We start from the raw sequence: 15,647 nt of genomic DNA, 5'->3' as shown, positions 1-15,647 counted from the left end.
GCACCTCAAGACGCCGGTCAGGCCGCGATTCGGCACTGGACGTGGCCGCGATCGAGGACATGACCCCAGCATGACAGCAGGGTCCGACATCTAGCCTTCGAGTGAGTTCGCGATCGTTCAGGCCGGCGGCGCTCAGTCGCCGCGCAGCAGGTTGATCACCGCGCTGAAGTCCTGCGCACCGTGTTCGGCGGCGAAGTCGCGGTAGATCGCCGCGGCGTGGCTGCCGAGCGGGGCCGCCGATCCGGTCGAGGCGACCGCGTCCATCGCCAGGCCCAGGTCCTTGTTCATCAGTGCGGTGGCGAAACCCGGCTCGAAATTGCGGTTCGCCGGGGAGGTGGGCACCGGGCCCGGAACAGGGCAGTTGGTGTGCAGCGCCCAGCAGTTTCCGGTGGCGCCGGTCATCACGTCGAACAGCGCCTGGTCGGCCAGTCCGAGTTTCTCGGCCAGCACGAACGCCTCGGCGACCGCGACCTGCTGCACGGCCAGCACCATGTTGTTGCAGACCTTGGCGGCCTGGCCCGCGCCGGCGGCACCGCAGTGGATGATCTTGGCGGCCATCGGTTCCAGCACCGGCGTGGCCCGTGCCACGGCGGCAGCGTCGCCGCCGACCATGAACGCCAGCCGGCCCGCGACCGCACCGGTGACTCCGCCGGAGACCGGGGCGTCGAGTTGGGCGAACCCGTGTGAGCCGGCCAGGGCGTGCACCTCGCGGGCGTCGTCGACCGAGATGGTGGAGCTGTCGATGAACAGCGTGTCGGGGGAGGCCGCGGGCAGGATCTCGGCGTAGCAGCTCTTCACCGCGTCACCGTGCGGAAGCATGGTCACCACGGTGTCGGCGCCGGCCACCGCCTCGACGGCGCTGGCATGGACGCTTACGCCGTGTTGCTCGGCGGCCGCGGTGGCCGCCGGCACCGGGTCGAAGCCGCGCACGGTGTGCCCGGCGGCGACCAGGTTCGCCGACATGGGCCCACCCATGTGGCCCAGACCGAGAAACGCGACGATTGCCATATGTGCTCCTAAGTGGACCGGTGGTCGCCGGCGGCGGGGGTTACTGGCCTGACCGGACGCGAGCCGCCTCGGCCCGGCCGATCACCAACCGCATGATCTCGTTGGTGCCCTCCAGAATGCGGTGCACCCGAAGATCGCGGACGATTTTCTCCAGACCGTATTCGCGCAGATAGCCATACCCGCCGTGCAGCTGCAGCGCCTTGTCAGCGACATCGAAGCAGGCGTCGGTGACATAGCGCTTGGCCATCGCGCACAGCTCCACCTTGTCGGGGGAGTTGTTGTCGAGCGCGGTCGCCGCGCGCCAGAGCAGCAGTCGCGAGGTCTCCAGCGCGGTGGCCATATCTGCCAGGGTGAACCGGATCGTCGGCTCGTCGAGCAGCGCCTTGCCGAATCCCGTTCGGTCGGCCAGGTAGCTGCCGGTCTTGTCGAACGCTGCCTGGCCGCCGCCCATCGAACAGGCGGCGATATTGATCCGACCGCCGTTGAGTCCGTTCATCGCGATAGCAAAACCGTTGCCATCTCCCTCGGGACCACCGAGCATCGCCTCGGCCGGCACCCGCACCCCGTCGAAGATCACCTGCGCGGTCGGCTGGGAGTTCCAGCCCATCTTCTGCTCGGCGGCGCCGAAACTCAGCCCGGGCGTGTCCTTTTCGACGATGAACGTGGAAATGCCCCGCGGGCCGTCCGCGCCGGTTCTGGCCATCACCACATAGACGTCCGAGACGCCGGCGCCGGAGATGAACTGCTTGACCCCGTCGAGCACGTAATCGTCACCCGAGCGGACCGCACGGGTGCTCAATGCGCTGGCATCCGAACCGGCGCCGGGTTCGGTGAGGCAGTAACTGGCAACCGCCTCCATGGAGGCCAGCCGTGGCACCCAGCTCTTGCGCTGGTCTTCGGTGCCGTAGGCGTCGATCATCCAGGAACACATGTTGTGGATCGACAGATAAGCGGCGATCACCGGGTCGGCGATGGAGAGCTGCTCGAAGATCCGCACCCCGTCCAGGCGGCGCAGCCCGGAGCCGCCCACGTCGTCGCGGCAATAGATCGCCGCCATTCCCAGCTGGGCCGCCTCCCGCATCACGTCGACCGGAAAGTGGTGGGTGGCATCCCATTCCAGGGCGTACGGCGCCAGGCGCTTGTCGGCGAACGCTGCCGCGGTGTCGACGATCACCCGCTCTTCGTCATCCAAGATGGTGTTCATTGTCCTATTCCATGGTGGGGATGTGGAATTCGGCGCCGTCTTTGATCCCCGAGGGCCAACGCTGGGTGACGGTCTTCACCTTCGTGTAGAAGGTGATGGACGCCGTCCCGTGCTGGTTGAGGTCGCCGAAGCCGGACCGCTTCCAGCCGCCGAAAGTGTGATAGGCCACCGGCACCGGAATCGGCACGTTCACACCGACCATGCCGACCTGCACCCGGGAGGTGAAGTCGCGCGCCGTGTCGCCGTCGCGGGTGAAGATCGCCACCCCGTTGCCGTACTCGTGCTCGCTCGGCAGTCGCAGGGCTTCTTCGTAGTCGTGGGCTCGCACCATGCACAGCACCGGGCCGAAGATCTCGTCGGTGTAGATCGACATCTCGGTGGTGACACGGTCGAACAGCGTGGGGCCGGCGAAGAAGCCGCCGGTCAGATCCGCGTCGCCGAACTGGGTGTCGTCGCTGGCCCGGGCGCGGCCGTCGATCACCAGCTCGGCGCCGGCGGCGACGCCTTGGCCGATGTAGTCGTTGACCCGGTCCAGAGCGGCCCGGGTGACCAACGGGCCGTAGTCGGCCTTGGGGTCCAAGCTGTGGCCGACCCGCAGGCCGTTGATGCGCTCCACCAGCCGGGCGCGCAGCCGGTCGGCGGTCTGCTCGCCGACCGGGACCGCCACCGAGATCGCCATGCAGCGCTCGCCGGCACTGCCGTAGCCGGCGCCGATCAGTGCGTCGACGGCCTGGTCCAGGTCGGCGTCGGGCATCACGATCATGTGGTTCTTGGCGCCGCCGAAGCACTGGGCGCGCTTACCGTTGGCGGTGGCCGTCGAGTAGATGTACTGCGCGATGTCGGAGCTGCCGACGAAGCCGATCGCGGCGACTTGCGGGTGGTGCAGCAACGCGTCGACGGCGTCCTTGTCGCCGTGCACCACCTGCAGCACGCCCGGCGGCAACCCGGCCTCGACGAACAGCTCGGCAAGACGCACCGGTACCGACGGGTCACGCTCGGACGGCTTGAGAATGAACGCGTTTCCACACGCCAGGGCCGGCCCGGCCTGCCACAGCGGGATCATCGCCGGGAAGTTGAACGGGGTGATCCCGGCGACCACGCCCAGCGGCTGGCGCAGCGAGAACACGTCGATGCCGGGGCCGGCGCCCTCGGTGTGCTCGCCCTTGAGCAGGTGCGGGATCCCGACGCAGAACTCGATCACCTCGATGCCGCGCTGGATGTCGCCGCGGGCGTCCTCGAGGGTCTTGCCGTGCTCACGGGAGAGCAGCTCGGCCAGCTCGTCGGCGTGGGTGTTGACCAGGTCGATGAAACGCATCATCACCCGGGCCCGGCGCTGCGGGTTGTAGGCGGCCCAATCGCGCTGGGCCGCAACCGCGCCAGCGACCGCAGCGTCGACGTCGGCGGTGTTGGCCAGCGGCAGCGTGGCCTGCACCGCGCCGGTGTTGGGGTCGAAGACATCGGTGGTGCGCCGTGACGTGCCGACGATGCGGTGGCCATCTATGAAGTGCGGAATCTGTGTGCTCATGCGCTGCGCCATCCCGTGACAGTGGTGGTGGGCTCGATCGGCCCGCACCGAGAATACTAGGACATCCTAGTAATTGCTAGGGTGTTCCTGCCGGCGCCCTTGCGGTACGGCATGCCCTGCAAATCCTCTGGCAGCGTGCCGGCGTAATCGTCGATGGTGTAGTCATATTCTTCGTGCCGGGGGTCTAGACGGTGAGGTCGGCGTCGGCCGTGTCGGTGTTGGTCACATTCGGTGCTGTCTGTTGAGGTGAGTGGTGGCTCGGTGAACGCGCAGCGTGCAGGACAATCCGGGCAGGTGCGGGTCGAACTCGAGCGGCATGGCTGAATCCTTGTCGAACACCTTCTCGCAGGCGGACTTGCAGGCCATCAGGCACGAATGTTCCTGCGCCACAACGGCACCGGTTGCGGTATGCATGGCGCATTCCGGGATCTCGTACACCAGTGTTCCGTCGGCTTCGACGCCGGCTCGGTGTATCGGTCCGACCAGAAATGTCGCCACGGACACCCCGGAGTCCATGATCTTGGGATATATCCTGCGAGGGATCAGACCGACGGTGCCGAAGGCGGGCAGCAGGAACCGCAGCCAGCTCCGCAGCCGGGTGGCCACCGCGTCGGAGACCAACTGCTCGACGTCTGCTCTGGGCATTACCGCCACCAATCCGGTGATGGCCCATTCCAATTCCCGGACGAACTGCCCATAGCGGCAGCGCCATGATTCACGGGCGGTCAGCCGGGCCCGGGCGGGGATTCGCCCGGCGTTCACCGCTTGCCATCCGGCCTCGACCGCCGCGCGATCATCGGCGACTTGCCGCAGTAACGGCAGCAGCACCGTTTCGGGTATGTCGCCCACCCGGGCCAGCATGGATCGCATGATCCAGTCATCACGTACGGCGGCGAGCCTGTTATTCATGGCATCTCGACCTTTGCAGCCTTCCACTGACCATCGAGCCGCTGCATCGTCATCACGATGCGGCTGCGGTCGATGCGTGGCTCCGGTATGTCGGTGTTGGTCACGGTCTGGTCGACGAACAGCAGCACTTCCATTTGATCCCTGGTCGCCGATTTGACCGCCGAGTCCACGACCACACCGTGCCCGGTCGCTTTGCGCGTTATCAGCACTTGGCGCAGCTGGCTGCTGGATTGGCGGTACAGGTCCTGGAACTCACCGGACACGCCGTCGAGGACGGCCGCGAAGTTCGTGTCCGGGTTATTGCTGTCGATCGGTGTCAGGGTGACGGCGTAGTCCTCTGCCGCCTTCTGGGTTGCCGCGCCGGCGGCCTGAATATCATGACGGCTATTGTCCTTCCACCCCCGGTAGCCGCAACACGCCGCCAGCGCGAGAACTAGGAGCGCGACGGAGCCGCGGGCCGGGTGCGGCAGGCGTTGTGGCGATGCCGGTGCGGTCTCACCTCGGGTGTCACCGCCGCCGGTGGCCGTGCCGTCGATATCGGGTGGCTTCTTCCGGGCCTCAGGTGGGTGCAGCAACTGTGTGTCCGGCATGTGTCGGCTCTTTGTCAGTTCCATGGAATGCCTTGACGCTGCGGTTCGGACTCCGGCGGCATCACCGGCCCGCCATAGGGCAGGGGATCGCGTGAGGACCTACCGGCGTCGGGTCGTGACTGGTGGACCAATTAGTTTGTAACAGGCGTCACCTTCGTGGTCAACGACTTCGGGCCGCTCACGCCGGGCGCGCAGAGCCGGGATTTTCCCGGGGGTTTGCCATGATGGCCAGGTGAGTGGCACGCGAGCGAAACCCGGTCCAGGGCGCCCAGCTGGCATCGACAGCGGCGATACCCGGCAGCGGGTGATCGACGCGGCGTGTCGGTGTTTCGCCCAGTACGGGTACAGCACGGCGACCAACAGTCTGATCGCCGAATTGGCCGGTGTCACCGCGGGGGCGGTGTACTACCACTACGGGGCCAAGAGCAAACTCTTCGACGCCGTGTGTGAGACCGTGTACGGCAAGATCATCGCGCGGTCGGCGGAAGTCGCGATGGCCCAGCCGCTTTCGGTGCGCGGACTGCTGCATGCGGTGCTGGGGGAGTCGATGCGGATCAACCACGAGTCGCCCACGCTGGCCGGGTTCGTCGCCACCGCGCCCATCGACGCGCGGCGTCATCCTGAACTCACCGAGGCGTTCGCCAAACAGGCCGTCGCTATGGCCGAGACGCTGACTGCAGCTGTGCGCCACGGCCAGGATCACGGCTTGATCCGCGCCGACCGGGATCCGGTGGCGATCGCGCGCCTGATCAGTACCATCGTCGATGGGTTTGCCCATGCGGCCGCGACTACCAGTCCGGCCGTCATGGATGACATGACCGCCTTGTTCGACTCTCTGCTGCTGGAAGCCGAGGGCTAGACCGCCGCCGCAGGCCGTAGCGTTGACAGCGGTTCGTGTGGGGGCGTCGTGGCCGATTTGATCGCCGATTCCGGCGTGGACGCAACCACCCTGACGCGAATCTTCACTACGGACGCGGCGGCACCGTTCGGCGGGATCAAGGAGTCGGGTCTGGGCCGGGAGGGTGGCGGCGAGGGAATCGAGGAGTACCTCGAAACCAAGTACATCGCGCTGGCCTGAGCCCCACGTCGGGCAGGGCCACTACCAGGCCGGCAGCAACCCGGCAGCACGGACCTGCTCCAGCGACGGGGCGTCCGCGTCCCGATCCGAGAGCACCAGAGGATGACCGTCGGGCCAGTCGATCCCGATCGCCGGGTCGGTGGCGCAGATGGTGTGCTCGCGCTGCGGATCGTATTCGGCTGAGCACAGATACATCACCGTCGAATTATCTTCCAGCGCAACAAATCCGTGCGCCAGACCGGCCGCCAGGTACACCGACCGGCGATCCCGGGCATCCAGCACCACCGCGTCCCAGCGGCCGTAGGTCGGGGAGCCGACCCGGATGTCGACCACGACGTCGAAGACCGAACCCGACACGCAGGTGACGTACTTGGCCTGCCCCGGCGGCAGTTGGGCGAAGTGCAGGCCACGCAGCACCCCGGCGCTCGACACCGAGCAGTTGGCCTGGCGCAGGTCGAAACGGTGCCCGGCGAACGCGGTGAACTCCCGGTCGGTGAACCACTCGAAGAACACGCCGCGGGAATCGGTGTGCTGAGTCGGGGTGAGCTCCCAGGCCCCCGGGATGGTCAGCTCGCGCGCCTGCACGTCAGCGCCCCAATTCCGCGTAGCGGGCCTCGGCAGCCTCTTTCAGGGGAGCCCACCAGGATTCGTTGGCGCGGTACCAGGCGATGGTCTCGCGCAGGCCCGCCTCGAAGTCGGTGTGCTCGGGCTTCCAGCCCAATTCGTCGCGCAACGCCGACGGGTCGATCGCGTAGCGCAGGTCGTGACCGGGGCGGTCGGAGACGTGATCGTAGTCGTCGGGGTCGTGGTCCATCAGTCGCAGGATCATCTGCAGCACGCTGCGGTTGTCCCGCTCCCCGTCCGCGCCGATCAGGTAGGTGCGCCCCATATGACCGCCGGTCATGATCTGCCAGACGGCACTGTTGTGGTCGTCGACGTGAATCCAGTCGCGGACGTTGGCCCCGTTGCCGTACAGCTTGGCCCGGCGCCCGGTGAGCAGGTTGGTGATCTGGCGCGGGATGAACTTCTCCACATGCTGATACGGCCCGTAGTTGTTGGAGCAGTTCGAGATCGTCGCGCGCACGCGATAGGAACGCACCCAGGAGTGCACCAGCAGGTCGGCAGCGGCCTTGGTCGATGAGTAAGGGCTTGACGGGTGATACGGCGTCGTCTCGGTAAACCGGCGCGGGTCGTCGAGAGCCAGTTCGCCGTAGACCTCGTCAGTGGAGATGTGGTGCAGCCGCACCCCCTGGGCGCGCACCGCCTCCAGCACGGTAAATGTGCCGATCACGTTGGATCGCAGGAACGGCTCCGGGTCGGCCAGGGCGTTGTCCACGTGGGTTTCGGCGGCGAAGTGCACCACCGCGTCGGTCTCGGGGTTCAACTCGGCGACCAGCGCAGCAACCAGTGCGGCATCGGTGATGTCGCCCTGCACCAGCCGGATCCGGTCAGCGGCATCGGCCAGTGATTCGCGGCTGCCGGCGTAGGTCAACGCGTCGAGCACGGTGATCGTGGTACCGGGGCGCTGCGCGAGCGTGCTGTGCACGAAGTTGGCGCCGATGAACCCGGCGCCGCCGGTGACCAGCAGATGCATGGGGCAACCCTAACGGTGGTGCGACCCGGATTCCCGCTTGCGCTTAGGCCCGCGGCGTCAGCCCGAGTGGGCCGGCCAGCTCGGTCAGCGTCGGCAGCAGGTTCTTCCAGCCGCCCAGCACCTGGATGGTCACCTGATCCGCGCCGGCATCCAAGTGCGCGTCCAGGCGCGCGGCGATCTCGTCGGCGGTGCCGTGCGCGACCACCGCGTCGATCAACCGGTCACTGCCCGGCGCGCGCACGTCGCGCTCACTGAAGCCCAACCGGCGCCAGTTGTTGACGTAGTTGGACAGCCGTAGGTAGAAGCCGACCGCCTCGCGTCCGACCTCGCGGGCCGCGGTGGCGTCCGTGGACAGGACCACCTTGTGTTCGGGCGCCAGGAACACCGACGGGCCGACCAGCTCGCGCGCACTGGCGGTGTGTTCGGGCGTGGTCAGGTAGGGGTGCGCCCCGGCGCTGCGCTCCGCCGCCAGCTGCAACACCTTGGGGCCCAGTGCGGCCAGCACTCGGCGGCTGTTCGGCACTGCGGCGTCATCGAGGGCGTCCAGGTAGTCGGTCAGGGCCGCATAGGGGCTGCGGTACTCGGCGGTGGCCTCGGAGTGACCGACACCGATGCCGAGCAGGAACCGGTCCGGGTAGGCGGATTCGATGCGGTGATAGGACTCGGCGACCTGTGCGGCCGGCGCGGACCAGATGTTGACGATCCCGGTGGCCACCTGCAGGGTCGAGGTCGCCGCCAGCAGCGGCTCGACGAACGCCAGGTCAGCGGCGGGCGAGCCGCCCACCCAGATCGCGCCGTAGCCCAGGCGTTCGATCTCGGCGGCCTGCTCAGGAGTGGGGGATCCGAAGGTCCACACCGCGTAGCGGCCCAGGCCGGGCTTGAGTGCGAACGTGTCCGACATCGTGACTCCTGTGCTCGTCGCAGTTACTCGGTGGTCAGCGGAAAAGAGTTGGGGACCGGTGGAGGCTCGGTGGCACTGGGACGCAGCATGGCCGCTACGTCCACCCCGGATGCCTTCAACGTCTCCAGCACCTTGGCGATGCCCACCGGACTGATACCCAATAGACCGCCGATCGCATCTTGCGCATCGCCGGCCCCGCCGACGATCGACAATCGCTCGATGTCCGAGAGCGGCGCCGCCGCGGCCTGGGTGGCTTGGACCACCGCGGCCAACACGTCGGGCAGCATCAGCATGCGGGCCGCCTCCGCGCTGTAGCTGTTGAGGGCGTTGGCGATCTCCTTCTTGCCCTCGGCTTCGGCCAGCAGCTTGGCTTTGGTGCCCTCGGCCTCGGCGACCAGACTCGCCTTGGCGCCGTCGGCTTCGGCCTGGCGCTCCACCCGCAGCGCGTCGGCGGCCGCCTTGCGCGCGTCGGCTTGGGCTTCACCGGCTTGGCGGGCCGCCTCCGCCTGGGCCTGAGCCGCCAGGATCGCGGCCTGGCGCTGGCCCTCGGCGCGGGCCACATCGGCCTGGCGCTGCGCCTCGGCCGGGGCGATCACATCGGCCTGCAGAGCGGCCTGGGCCTGCTCGGCGCGACGCTGCTCCACCTCGATGCGGGCCTGCACCCGGGCGGCCTCGGCCTGCTCGACGGCGATACCGACGTCCTTCTCGGCGCGGGCGTGCGCCAGCGGACCGGCCTGGTCGGCTTGGGCGTTCTCCGCCTCGGTCTGGGCGCGCAGCCGGGCCAGCTCGACGTCGCGCTTCTGGTTGGCGGTGGCGATCGCAGTGTCGGCTTCGGCCTGGGCGACCGCTCCCGCCTGACGGGCCTTGGCCGACTGGATCTGGGCGTCCCGCTCGGCTTCGGCGGTGCCGACCGTGGCGTCCCGTTTCACCTCGGCGATGCGCCGCTGACCCAGCGATTCGAGATAGCCGTTGCGGTCGGAGATGCCGGCGATCTTGAGGACGTCGACTTCCATGCCGATGCGGGACAGGTCGGTCCCGGCTTCCTCGACCACGCTGCGGGCCAGGGTGTCGCGGTTGGAGTTGAGATCCTCGACGGTCATCGTCGCGGTGATGCCGCGCAGGCTCCCGGCGAGGATGTCATTGATCTGGCGCTGCAGATCGTCGAGGTCCGACGTCAAGAAGCGCTGCACCGCGGTCTGCACGGCGTCGTCGGCCGAGCCGATCCGGACCAGGCCGACGGCTTCCACGTTGACCGGCACCCCGTTGTTGGACAGCGCGTTCTGCAGGTTGATGCTGACGTTGAACGGCTCCAGCGACATGATGTCGACTCGTTCGATGCCCGGCATCCGGAACCTGGCGCCGCCGCGAACCACCTTGGGCTGACCGCGCCCGGTGAACACGGCGACCTCGTTCGGCGGGACCTTGATGTAGTTCTGGACGTAGATCATCGGCAATACGACCAGCAACAGCAGTGCTGCGACGGTGGCGATGGTCACGATCAAGACAAGCGACACGATTACTGCCTCTCCAGCCGGTTACTGAGCGGGTACTGCGACGACGTGCAGGTAGTCGGCATCGACATCGGCGATGTAGACGCGGGTGGTTTTGGCCAGGGTCTGCGGCTCCGGGCTGATCGCGCGGGACCGGACCCGGTTGCCGTCGGGGTCGACGAAGGCGACCTCGCCCCACCCGCCTGGCGGCACGTCGATGGTCACCGTTCCCAGCAGACCGATGTAGGCCGACCGTGCGTGCTGGGAATTGGATTCCTGCCGGCGCAGGTAGGGCAGTGCCACCCCGTGGAGGATGAAGGCCAGCGTGGCCCCGGTACCGAGACCCAGCGCGCCCGCGGGCAGGGCGCCGAACCCGGCCCAGGTCCCCACCAGCCCGCCGGCGCCCGTTCCGACCAGGGCGGCGGCCACGCCGGTCAGGCTCAGGAACGGCATCCCGTCGTGTCCGATATCGGTCAACAGCAAGGCGGTGAGCAGGGCGATCGCGCCGACGGCGAATGCCGCCAGGTACACCGCCGTCATGACTCCTCCTGCAGGTCGAAGGGCGCCACTACACCGATCGTCAGGTCATCCTCGCATGCTGCCGCTGTATGGACCCCGCGGTTTAGCGAGGCTCGACGCAGGAGAGGCGAAGCTGGGGCCGCGGCAGAGATCCCCGCTTTTTTGGCGTGGGCGGCGGATGCGGGTATCGTAGGTCGACGGTGCGGCGTCCGCGTCGACTCTTGCGTGTCCAGTCTGAGATTCTTGGGGTTCTACCTCGAATTTTCTGTCACCGGCCCACGTTTTGCAGTCGTAGTCGATGCTGCGCCGAGGCGGGCGCATGCACATGCGACAAGTAAGTCAGACACGGAGGATCGCCGGAGAGTAATGGCCAAAAAAGACGGTGCAATCGAGGTCGAGGGTCGAGTGGTCGAACCCCTGCCCAATGCGATGTTTCGCATTGAGCTGGAGAACGGTCACAAGGTGCTCGCCCACATCAGCGGCAAGATGCGGCAGCACTACATCCGTATCCTGCCGGAAGACCGGGTGGTCGTGGAGTTGTCTCCCTATGACCTGTCCCGGGGACGCATCGTCTATCGGTACAAGTAGCTCCCGACCGCCCGAAGTACGTCAACCAGCGATTAGAACAGGACCACAGCAGCCGTGAAGGTGAACCCCAGCGTCAAGCCGATCTGCGACAAGTGCAGGGTGATCCGTCGGCACGGCCGGGTCATGGTGATCTGCTCGGACCCGCGCCACAAGCAGCGCCAGGGCTAGCAGCTCGTACCCTGCCCGGCCTGGTCGGGCACAGCCACAACTGAATGCAGACCTCCCAGTACCAGTGAGCGGATAGGCCGCCCACACACGCCCGGATCGGAGGCCGGGCCCCGGAGCAGTTGGCCGGGAACGGGCTGGGATCACAACCTCCGTAACGAAGATGAAAGGGGCATGCCCCCATGGCTCGACTTGTGGGCGTCGACCTGCCGCGCGATAAGCGCATGGAGATCGCGCTGACCTATATCTACGGCATCGGCCGTACTCGCTCCAACGAAATCCTGGCCGCGACCGGTATCGACAAGGACCAGCGCAGCAAGGACCTGACTGACGACCAGCTCACCCAGTTGCGTGACTACATCGAGCGCAACCTGAAGGTTGAGGGCGACCTGCGCCGCGAGGTGCAGGCCGACATCCGTCGCAAGATTGAGATCGGCTGCTACCAGGGTCTGCGGCACCGTCGCGGCCTGCCGGTGCGTGGCCAGCGGACCAAGACCAACGCGCGCACCCGCAAGGGCCCGAAGCGCACCATCGCCGGTAAGAAGAAGGCCAGGTAAGACCCATGGCAACCAAGAAAGCGACCGGGCCCAAGAAGGGCCAGAAGACTCGGCGGCGGGAAAAGAAGAACATCCCGCACGGTGCCGCGCACATCAAGAGCACCTTCAACAACACGATCGTGACGATCACCGACCCGCAGGGCAACGTGATCGCGTGGGCGTCGTCGGGCCACGTGGGCTTCAAGGGCTCGCGTAAGTCCACCCCGTTCGCCGCGCAGCTGGCCGCCGAGAACGCTGCCCGCAAGGCGCAGGAGCACGGCGTGAAGAAGGTCGACGTGTTCGTCAAGGGCCCGGGTTCGGGTCGTGAGACCGCGATCCGCTCGCTGCAGGCCGCCGGCCTCGAGGTTGGCGCGATTTCCGATGTCACCCCGCAGCCGCACAACGGCTGCCGTCCGCCCAAGCGGCGTCGGGTCTAGGAGGACTGAAACAACATGGCTCGTTACACCGGACCCGCCACCCGCAAGTCCCGCCGTCTCGGCGTTGACCTCATCGGCGGCGATCAGGCATTCGAAAAGCGGCCCTACCCGCCCGGCCAGCACGGCCGCGCCCGGGTCAAGGAGAGCGAATACCGACTGCAGCTGCAGGAGAAGCAGAAGGCTCGCTTCACCTACGGCGTGATGGAGAAGCAGTTCCGTCGCTACTACGAGGAAGCTGTCCGTCGCGGCGGCAAGACCGGCGAAGAACTGCTGCGCATCCTGGAGAGCCGGCTGGACAACGTGGTTTACCGCGCCGGCCTGGCCCGCACCCGTCGGATGGCCCGTCAGCTGGTCAGCCACGGCCACTTCACCGTCAACGGTGTGAAGGTCGATGTGCCCAGCTACCAGGTGGCGCAGTACGACATCATCGACGTCAAGGACAAGTCGCTCAACACGGTGCCGTTCCAGATCGCCCGTGAGGTCGCCGGCGACCGTCCGATCCCGGGCTGGCTGCAGGTGGTCGGGGAGCGTCAGCGCATCCTGGTCCACCAGCTGCCCGAGCGGGCTCAGATCGTCGTTCCGCTCACCGAGCAGCTGATCGTCGAGTTCTACTCGAAGTAAGACAACTCGGGGTCCGACCCCGAGTCCCCGCGGGGATCCGCGAGCGCGGCGTAGCCGGGCGAAGCGGATCGCCGCGAGACAACCGAGCGGCATCAAATAGCGGGTGCCAGAAGGAGAAAGAACACCATGCTGATCTCTCAGCGTCCGACCCTGTCCGAAGAGGTCGTGGCCGACAACCGGTCGCAGTTCGTCATCGAACCGCTGGAGCCGGGATTCGGTTACACCCTGGGCAACTCGCTTCGTCGTACCCTGCTGTCGTCGATCCCCGGCGCGGCGGTCACCAGCATCCGCATCGACGGTGTGCTGCACGAGTTCACCACGGTCCCCGGGGTCAAGGAAGATGTCACCGACATCATCCTGAACCTCAAGGGCCTGGTGGTCTCGTCCGAAGAGGACGAGCCGGTCACCATGTACCTGCGCAAGCAGGGCCCGGGTGCGGTCACCGCCGGTGACATCGTTCCGCCGGCCGGCGTGACGGTGCACAACCCAGACATGCACATCGCCACCCTGAACGACAAGGGCAAGCTCGAGGTCGAGCTGATCGTCGAGCGCGGCCGCGGGTACGTCCCGGCCGTGCAGAACAAGGTGTCGGGCGCGGAGATCGGCCGCATCCCGGTCGACTCGATCTATTCGCCGGTGCTCAAGGTGACCTACAAGGTCGAGGCGACCCGTGTCGAGCAGCGCACCGACTTCGACAAGCTGGTGCTGGACGTGGAGACCAAGAACTCCATCAGCCCGCGAGACGCGCTGGCCTCGGCCGGTAAGACCCTGGTCGAGCTGTTCGGTCTGGCGCGGGAACTCAACGTCGAGGCCGAGGGCATCGAGATCGGCCCGTCGCCGGCCGAGGCGGACCACATCGCCTCGTTCGCGCTGCCGATCGACGACCTGGACCTGACCGTGCGGTCCTACAACTGCCTGAAGCGCGAGGGTGTGCACACGGTCGGGGAGTTGGTCGCTCGCACCGAGTCCGACCTGCTCGACATCCGCAACTTCGGTCAGAAGTCCATCGACGAGGTCAAGGTCAAGCTGCACCAGCTCGGCCTGTCGCTCAAGGACAGCCCGGCCAGCTTCGACCCGTCGCAGGTGGCGGGCTACGACGTTGCCACCGGCACCTGGTCGGCCGACGCCGGTTATGACGAGCAGGACTACGCCGAAACCGAACAGCTGTAACGCCCAACCTCTCGATAAGAGAGCCGTCCCGGCCCTACCTGACACGGGGGTCGGCCCCATTTAGGAGAAGTCGCAATGCCCAAGCCCACCAAGGGCCCCCGCCTCGGCGGAAAGTCCTCGCACCAGAAGGCGCTGCTGGCCAACTTGGCCACCTCGCTGTTCACTCACGGCCGGATCAAGACCACCGAGCCGAAGGCGCGGGCATTGCGGCCGTACGCCGAGAAGCTGATCACCCACGCCAAGAAGGGCACGCTGCACAACCGGCGTGAGGTGCTCAAGAAGATCCGCGACAAGGACGTGGTGCACTCGCTGTTCGCCGAGATCGCCCCGCACTTCGCGGACCGCAGCGGTGGCTACACCCGGATCATCAAGGTCGAGCCGCGTCAGGGTGACAACGCCCCGATGGCCGTGATCGAGCTGGTTCGGGAGAAGACCGTGACGTCGGAGGCTGACCGCGCTCGCCGCGCTGCGGCCAAGGCGGACAAGGCTGCCTCCAAGACCGAGAAGGCCGAGAAGCCCGCTGAGGTTGAGGCCGTCGAGGCTGACAAGACGGTCGAAGAGCCGGCCGCCGAGGCGACCGAGGCCACCGACGCTGCTGAGGCCACCGATGCGGCCGAGGGTACCGACGAGTCCTGACGGTACGGCCGAAGTCGTCCGGCTTCGGCTCGACATCGCCTACGACGGCACGGAATTCGCCGGCTGGGCGGTTCAGGCGGGACAGCGCACGGTCGCCGGAGTTCTCGACGAGGCTCTGACGACCGTGTTCCGCACTCCGGTGCGGTTGTTCGCGGCCGGACGTACCGATACGGGTGTGCACGCCACCGGGCAGGTGGCCCACCTCGATGTTCCGGTTTCGGCGCTACCGCATGCCTATTCGCGGACCCGGCGGTACGGCGAGCCGGAGTTCCTGGCGCTGACCCGGCGATTGGCGCGCTTCCTGCCGATCGACGTGCGGGTGCTGCGGGTGCAGCGCACCGTCGCTGAGTTCGATGCCCGGTTCTCGGCGCTGCGCCGCCACTACACCTACCGGTTGTCGACCGCCGCGTACGGGGTGGTGCCGCAGCAGGCCCGCTACATCACCGCGTGGTCGCGTCCGCTGGACGTCGACGCGATGGCCGAGGCCTCCCGGACTCTGGTGGGGCTGCATGACTTTGCGGCCTTCTGCCGGCACCGCGAGGGCGCAACCACCATTCGCGACCTGCAGCGTCTGGACTGGGTTCGCGACGGTGATCTGGTCACTGCGCACGTCAGCGCCGACGCGTTCTGCTGGTCGATGGTGCGTTCCCTGGTCGGGGCCTGTCTCTTATACACA

The 15,647-nt window shown here is 67.3% G+C and carries 19 protein-coding genes and 1 pseudogene; 10 read left to right on the top strand and 10 right to left on the bottom strand.

Annotated features, from left to right (window positions below; genetic code table 11):
* Positions 1 to 132: 132 nt before the first annotated feature.
* The 5 genes from mmsB to LI94_RS15655 form a co-directional block, all read right to left on the bottom strand.
* Positions 133 to 1,008, bottom strand: a complete 876-nt coding sequence (gene mmsB, locus LI94_RS15675; RefSeq protein WP_024440317.1) for a 3-hydroxyisobutyrate dehydrogenase — start codon at positions 1,006 to 1,008, stop codon at positions 133 to 135.
* 40 nt (positions 1,009 to 1,048) lie between these two features.
* On the bottom strand, positions 1,049 to 2,212 hold the full coding sequence (locus tag LI94_RS15670; RefSeq protein WP_024440316.1) for an isobutyryl-CoA dehydrogenase: 1,164 nt from the start codon (positions 2,210 to 2,212) through the stop codon (positions 1,049 to 1,051).
* Between the two features lie 4 nt (positions 2,213 to 2,216).
* Positions 2,217 to 3,737, bottom strand: coding sequence for a CoA-acylating methylmalonate-semialdehyde dehydrogenase (locus LI94_RS15665; protein WP_024440315.1), 1,521 nt, complete (start codon positions 3,735 to 3,737; stop codon positions 2,217 to 2,219).
* Positions 3,738 to 3,959: 222 nt separating this feature from the next.
* Complete coding sequence (locus LI94_RS15660; protein WP_046301753.1) at positions 3,960 to 4,646, bottom strand: hypothetical protein; 687 nt, start codon at positions 4,644 to 4,646, stop codon at positions 3,960 to 3,962.
* Positions 4,643 to 5,236, bottom strand: coding sequence for a hypothetical protein (locus LI94_RS15655; RefSeq protein ID WP_052739955.1), 594 nt, complete (start codon positions 5,234 to 5,236; stop codon positions 4,643 to 4,645). Before LI94_RS15655 ends, LI94_RS15660 begins: the two co-directional genes overlap by 4 nt.
* Positions 5,237 to 5,468: 232 nt before the next feature.
* Between LI94_RS15655 and LI94_RS15650 the strand changes: the two genes are divergently transcribed.
* On the top strand, positions 5,469 to 6,095 hold the full coding sequence (locus tag LI94_RS15650; RefSeq protein WP_024443763.1) for a TetR/AcrR family transcriptional regulator: 627 nt from the start codon (positions 5,469 to 5,471) through the stop codon (positions 6,093 to 6,095).
* A gap of 108 nt (positions 6,096 to 6,203) precedes the next feature.
* A pseudogene (locus LI94_RS23225) lies at positions 6,204 to 6,314 on the top strand (aldehyde dehydrogenase family protein); the annotation flags it as partial.
* 21 nt (positions 6,315 to 6,335) lie between these two features.
* On the opposite strand, the gene rfbC reads toward LI94_RS23225, so the two are convergent.
* The 5 genes from rfbC to LI94_RS15625 are packed head-to-tail and all read right to left on the bottom strand — an operon-like array spanning position 6,336 to position 10,839.
* The gene (gene rfbC, locus LI94_RS15645) at positions 6,336 to 6,899 is read right to left on the bottom strand and encodes a dTDP-4-dehydrorhamnose 3,5-epimerase (protein ID WP_024443764.1); all 564 of its coding nucleotides are present in this window, start codon (positions 6,897 to 6,899) and stop codon (positions 6,336 to 6,338) included.
* Between the two features lies 1 nt (position 6,900).
* The gene (gene rfbB, locus LI94_RS15640) at positions 6,901 to 7,908 is read right to left on the bottom strand and encodes a dTDP-glucose 4,6-dehydratase (protein ID WP_024443765.1); all 1,008 of its coding nucleotides are present in this window, start codon (positions 7,906 to 7,908) and stop codon (positions 6,901 to 6,903) included.
* Between the two features lie 43 nt (positions 7,909 to 7,951).
* Positions 7,952 to 8,809, bottom strand: a complete 858-nt coding sequence (locus LI94_RS15635; protein WP_046301752.1) for an LLM class F420-dependent oxidoreductase — start codon at positions 8,807 to 8,809, stop codon at positions 7,952 to 7,954.
* 23 nt (positions 8,810 to 8,832) lie between these two features.
* On the bottom strand, positions 8,833 to 10,326 hold the full coding sequence (locus LI94_RS15630; RefSeq protein ID WP_046301751.1) for a flotillin family protein: 1,494 nt from the start codon (positions 10,324 to 10,326) through the stop codon (positions 8,833 to 8,835).
* A gap of 18 nt (positions 10,327 to 10,344) precedes the next feature.
* Entirely contained in the window at positions 10,345 to 10,839 is a 495-nt protein-coding gene (locus LI94_RS15625; protein ID WP_046301750.1) for a hypothetical protein, read from the bottom strand.
* Positions 10,840 to 11,184: 345 nt separating this feature from the next.
* Here LI94_RS15625 and infA point away from each other — a divergent pair, with 345 nt between their 5' ends.
* The 8 genes from infA to truA form a co-directional block, all read left to right on the top strand.
* Positions 11,185 to 11,406 carry a translation initiation factor IF-1 gene (gene infA, locus LI94_RS15620; protein ID WP_003418601.1) on the top strand — a complete coding sequence of 74 codons (222 nt, stop codon included), beginning with the start codon at positions 11,185 to 11,187 and terminating at the stop codon, positions 11,404 to 11,406.
* Between the two features lie 54 nt (positions 11,407 to 11,460).
* Positions 11,461 to 11,574, top strand: a complete 114-nt coding sequence (rpmJ, locus tag LI94_RS22440) for a 50S ribosomal protein L36 (RefSeq protein ID WP_003879483.1) — start codon at positions 11,461 to 11,463, stop codon at positions 11,572 to 11,574.
* Between the two features lie 179 nt (positions 11,575 to 11,753).
* Entirely contained in the window at positions 11,754 to 12,128 is a 375-nt protein-coding gene (gene rpsM / locus LI94_RS15615) for a 30S ribosomal protein S13 (protein ID WP_024443769.1), read from the top strand.
* A 5-nt stretch (positions 12,129 to 12,133) separates the two neighbouring features.
* Positions 12,134 to 12,544 carry a 30S ribosomal protein S11 gene (gene rpsK / locus LI94_RS15610; RefSeq protein WP_024443770.1) on the top strand — a complete coding sequence of 137 codons (411 nt, stop codon included), beginning with the start codon at positions 12,134 to 12,136 and terminating at the stop codon, positions 12,542 to 12,544.
* 15 nt (positions 12,545 to 12,559) lie between these two features.
* Positions 12,560 to 13,165, top strand: a complete 606-nt coding sequence (rpsD, locus tag LI94_RS15605) for a 30S ribosomal protein S4 (RefSeq protein WP_024443771.1) — start codon at positions 12,560 to 12,562, stop codon at positions 13,163 to 13,165.
* 126 nt (positions 13,166 to 13,291) lie between these two features.
* Positions 13,292 to 14,335, top strand: coding sequence for a DNA-directed RNA polymerase subunit alpha (locus LI94_RS15600; RefSeq protein ID WP_019738182.1), 1,044 nt, complete (start codon positions 13,292 to 13,294; stop codon positions 14,333 to 14,335).
* Between the two features lie 75 nt (positions 14,336 to 14,410).
* On the top strand, positions 14,411 to 14,971 hold the full coding sequence (gene rplQ, locus LI94_RS15595) for a 50S ribosomal protein L17 (RefSeq protein WP_046301749.1): 561 nt from the start codon (positions 14,411 to 14,413) through the stop codon (positions 14,969 to 14,971).
* Positions 14,943 to 15,647 (top strand): tRNA pseudouridine(38-40) synthase TruA (truA, locus tag LI94_RS15590; RefSeq protein ID WP_046301748.1); only part of this gene is annotated, 705 nt, incomplete at its 3' end. The genes rplQ and truA, both read left to right, overlap by 29 nt.

The sequence above is a fragment of the Mycobacterium sp. UM_Kg27 genome (assembly GCF_000972905.1).
Taxonomy (GTDB): domain Bacteria; phylum Actinomycetota; class Actinomycetes; order Mycobacteriales; family Mycobacteriaceae; genus Mycobacterium.
Note: the sequence above shows the minus strand (reverse complement) of the source record. Positions and strands in the feature narration are given on the sequence as shown.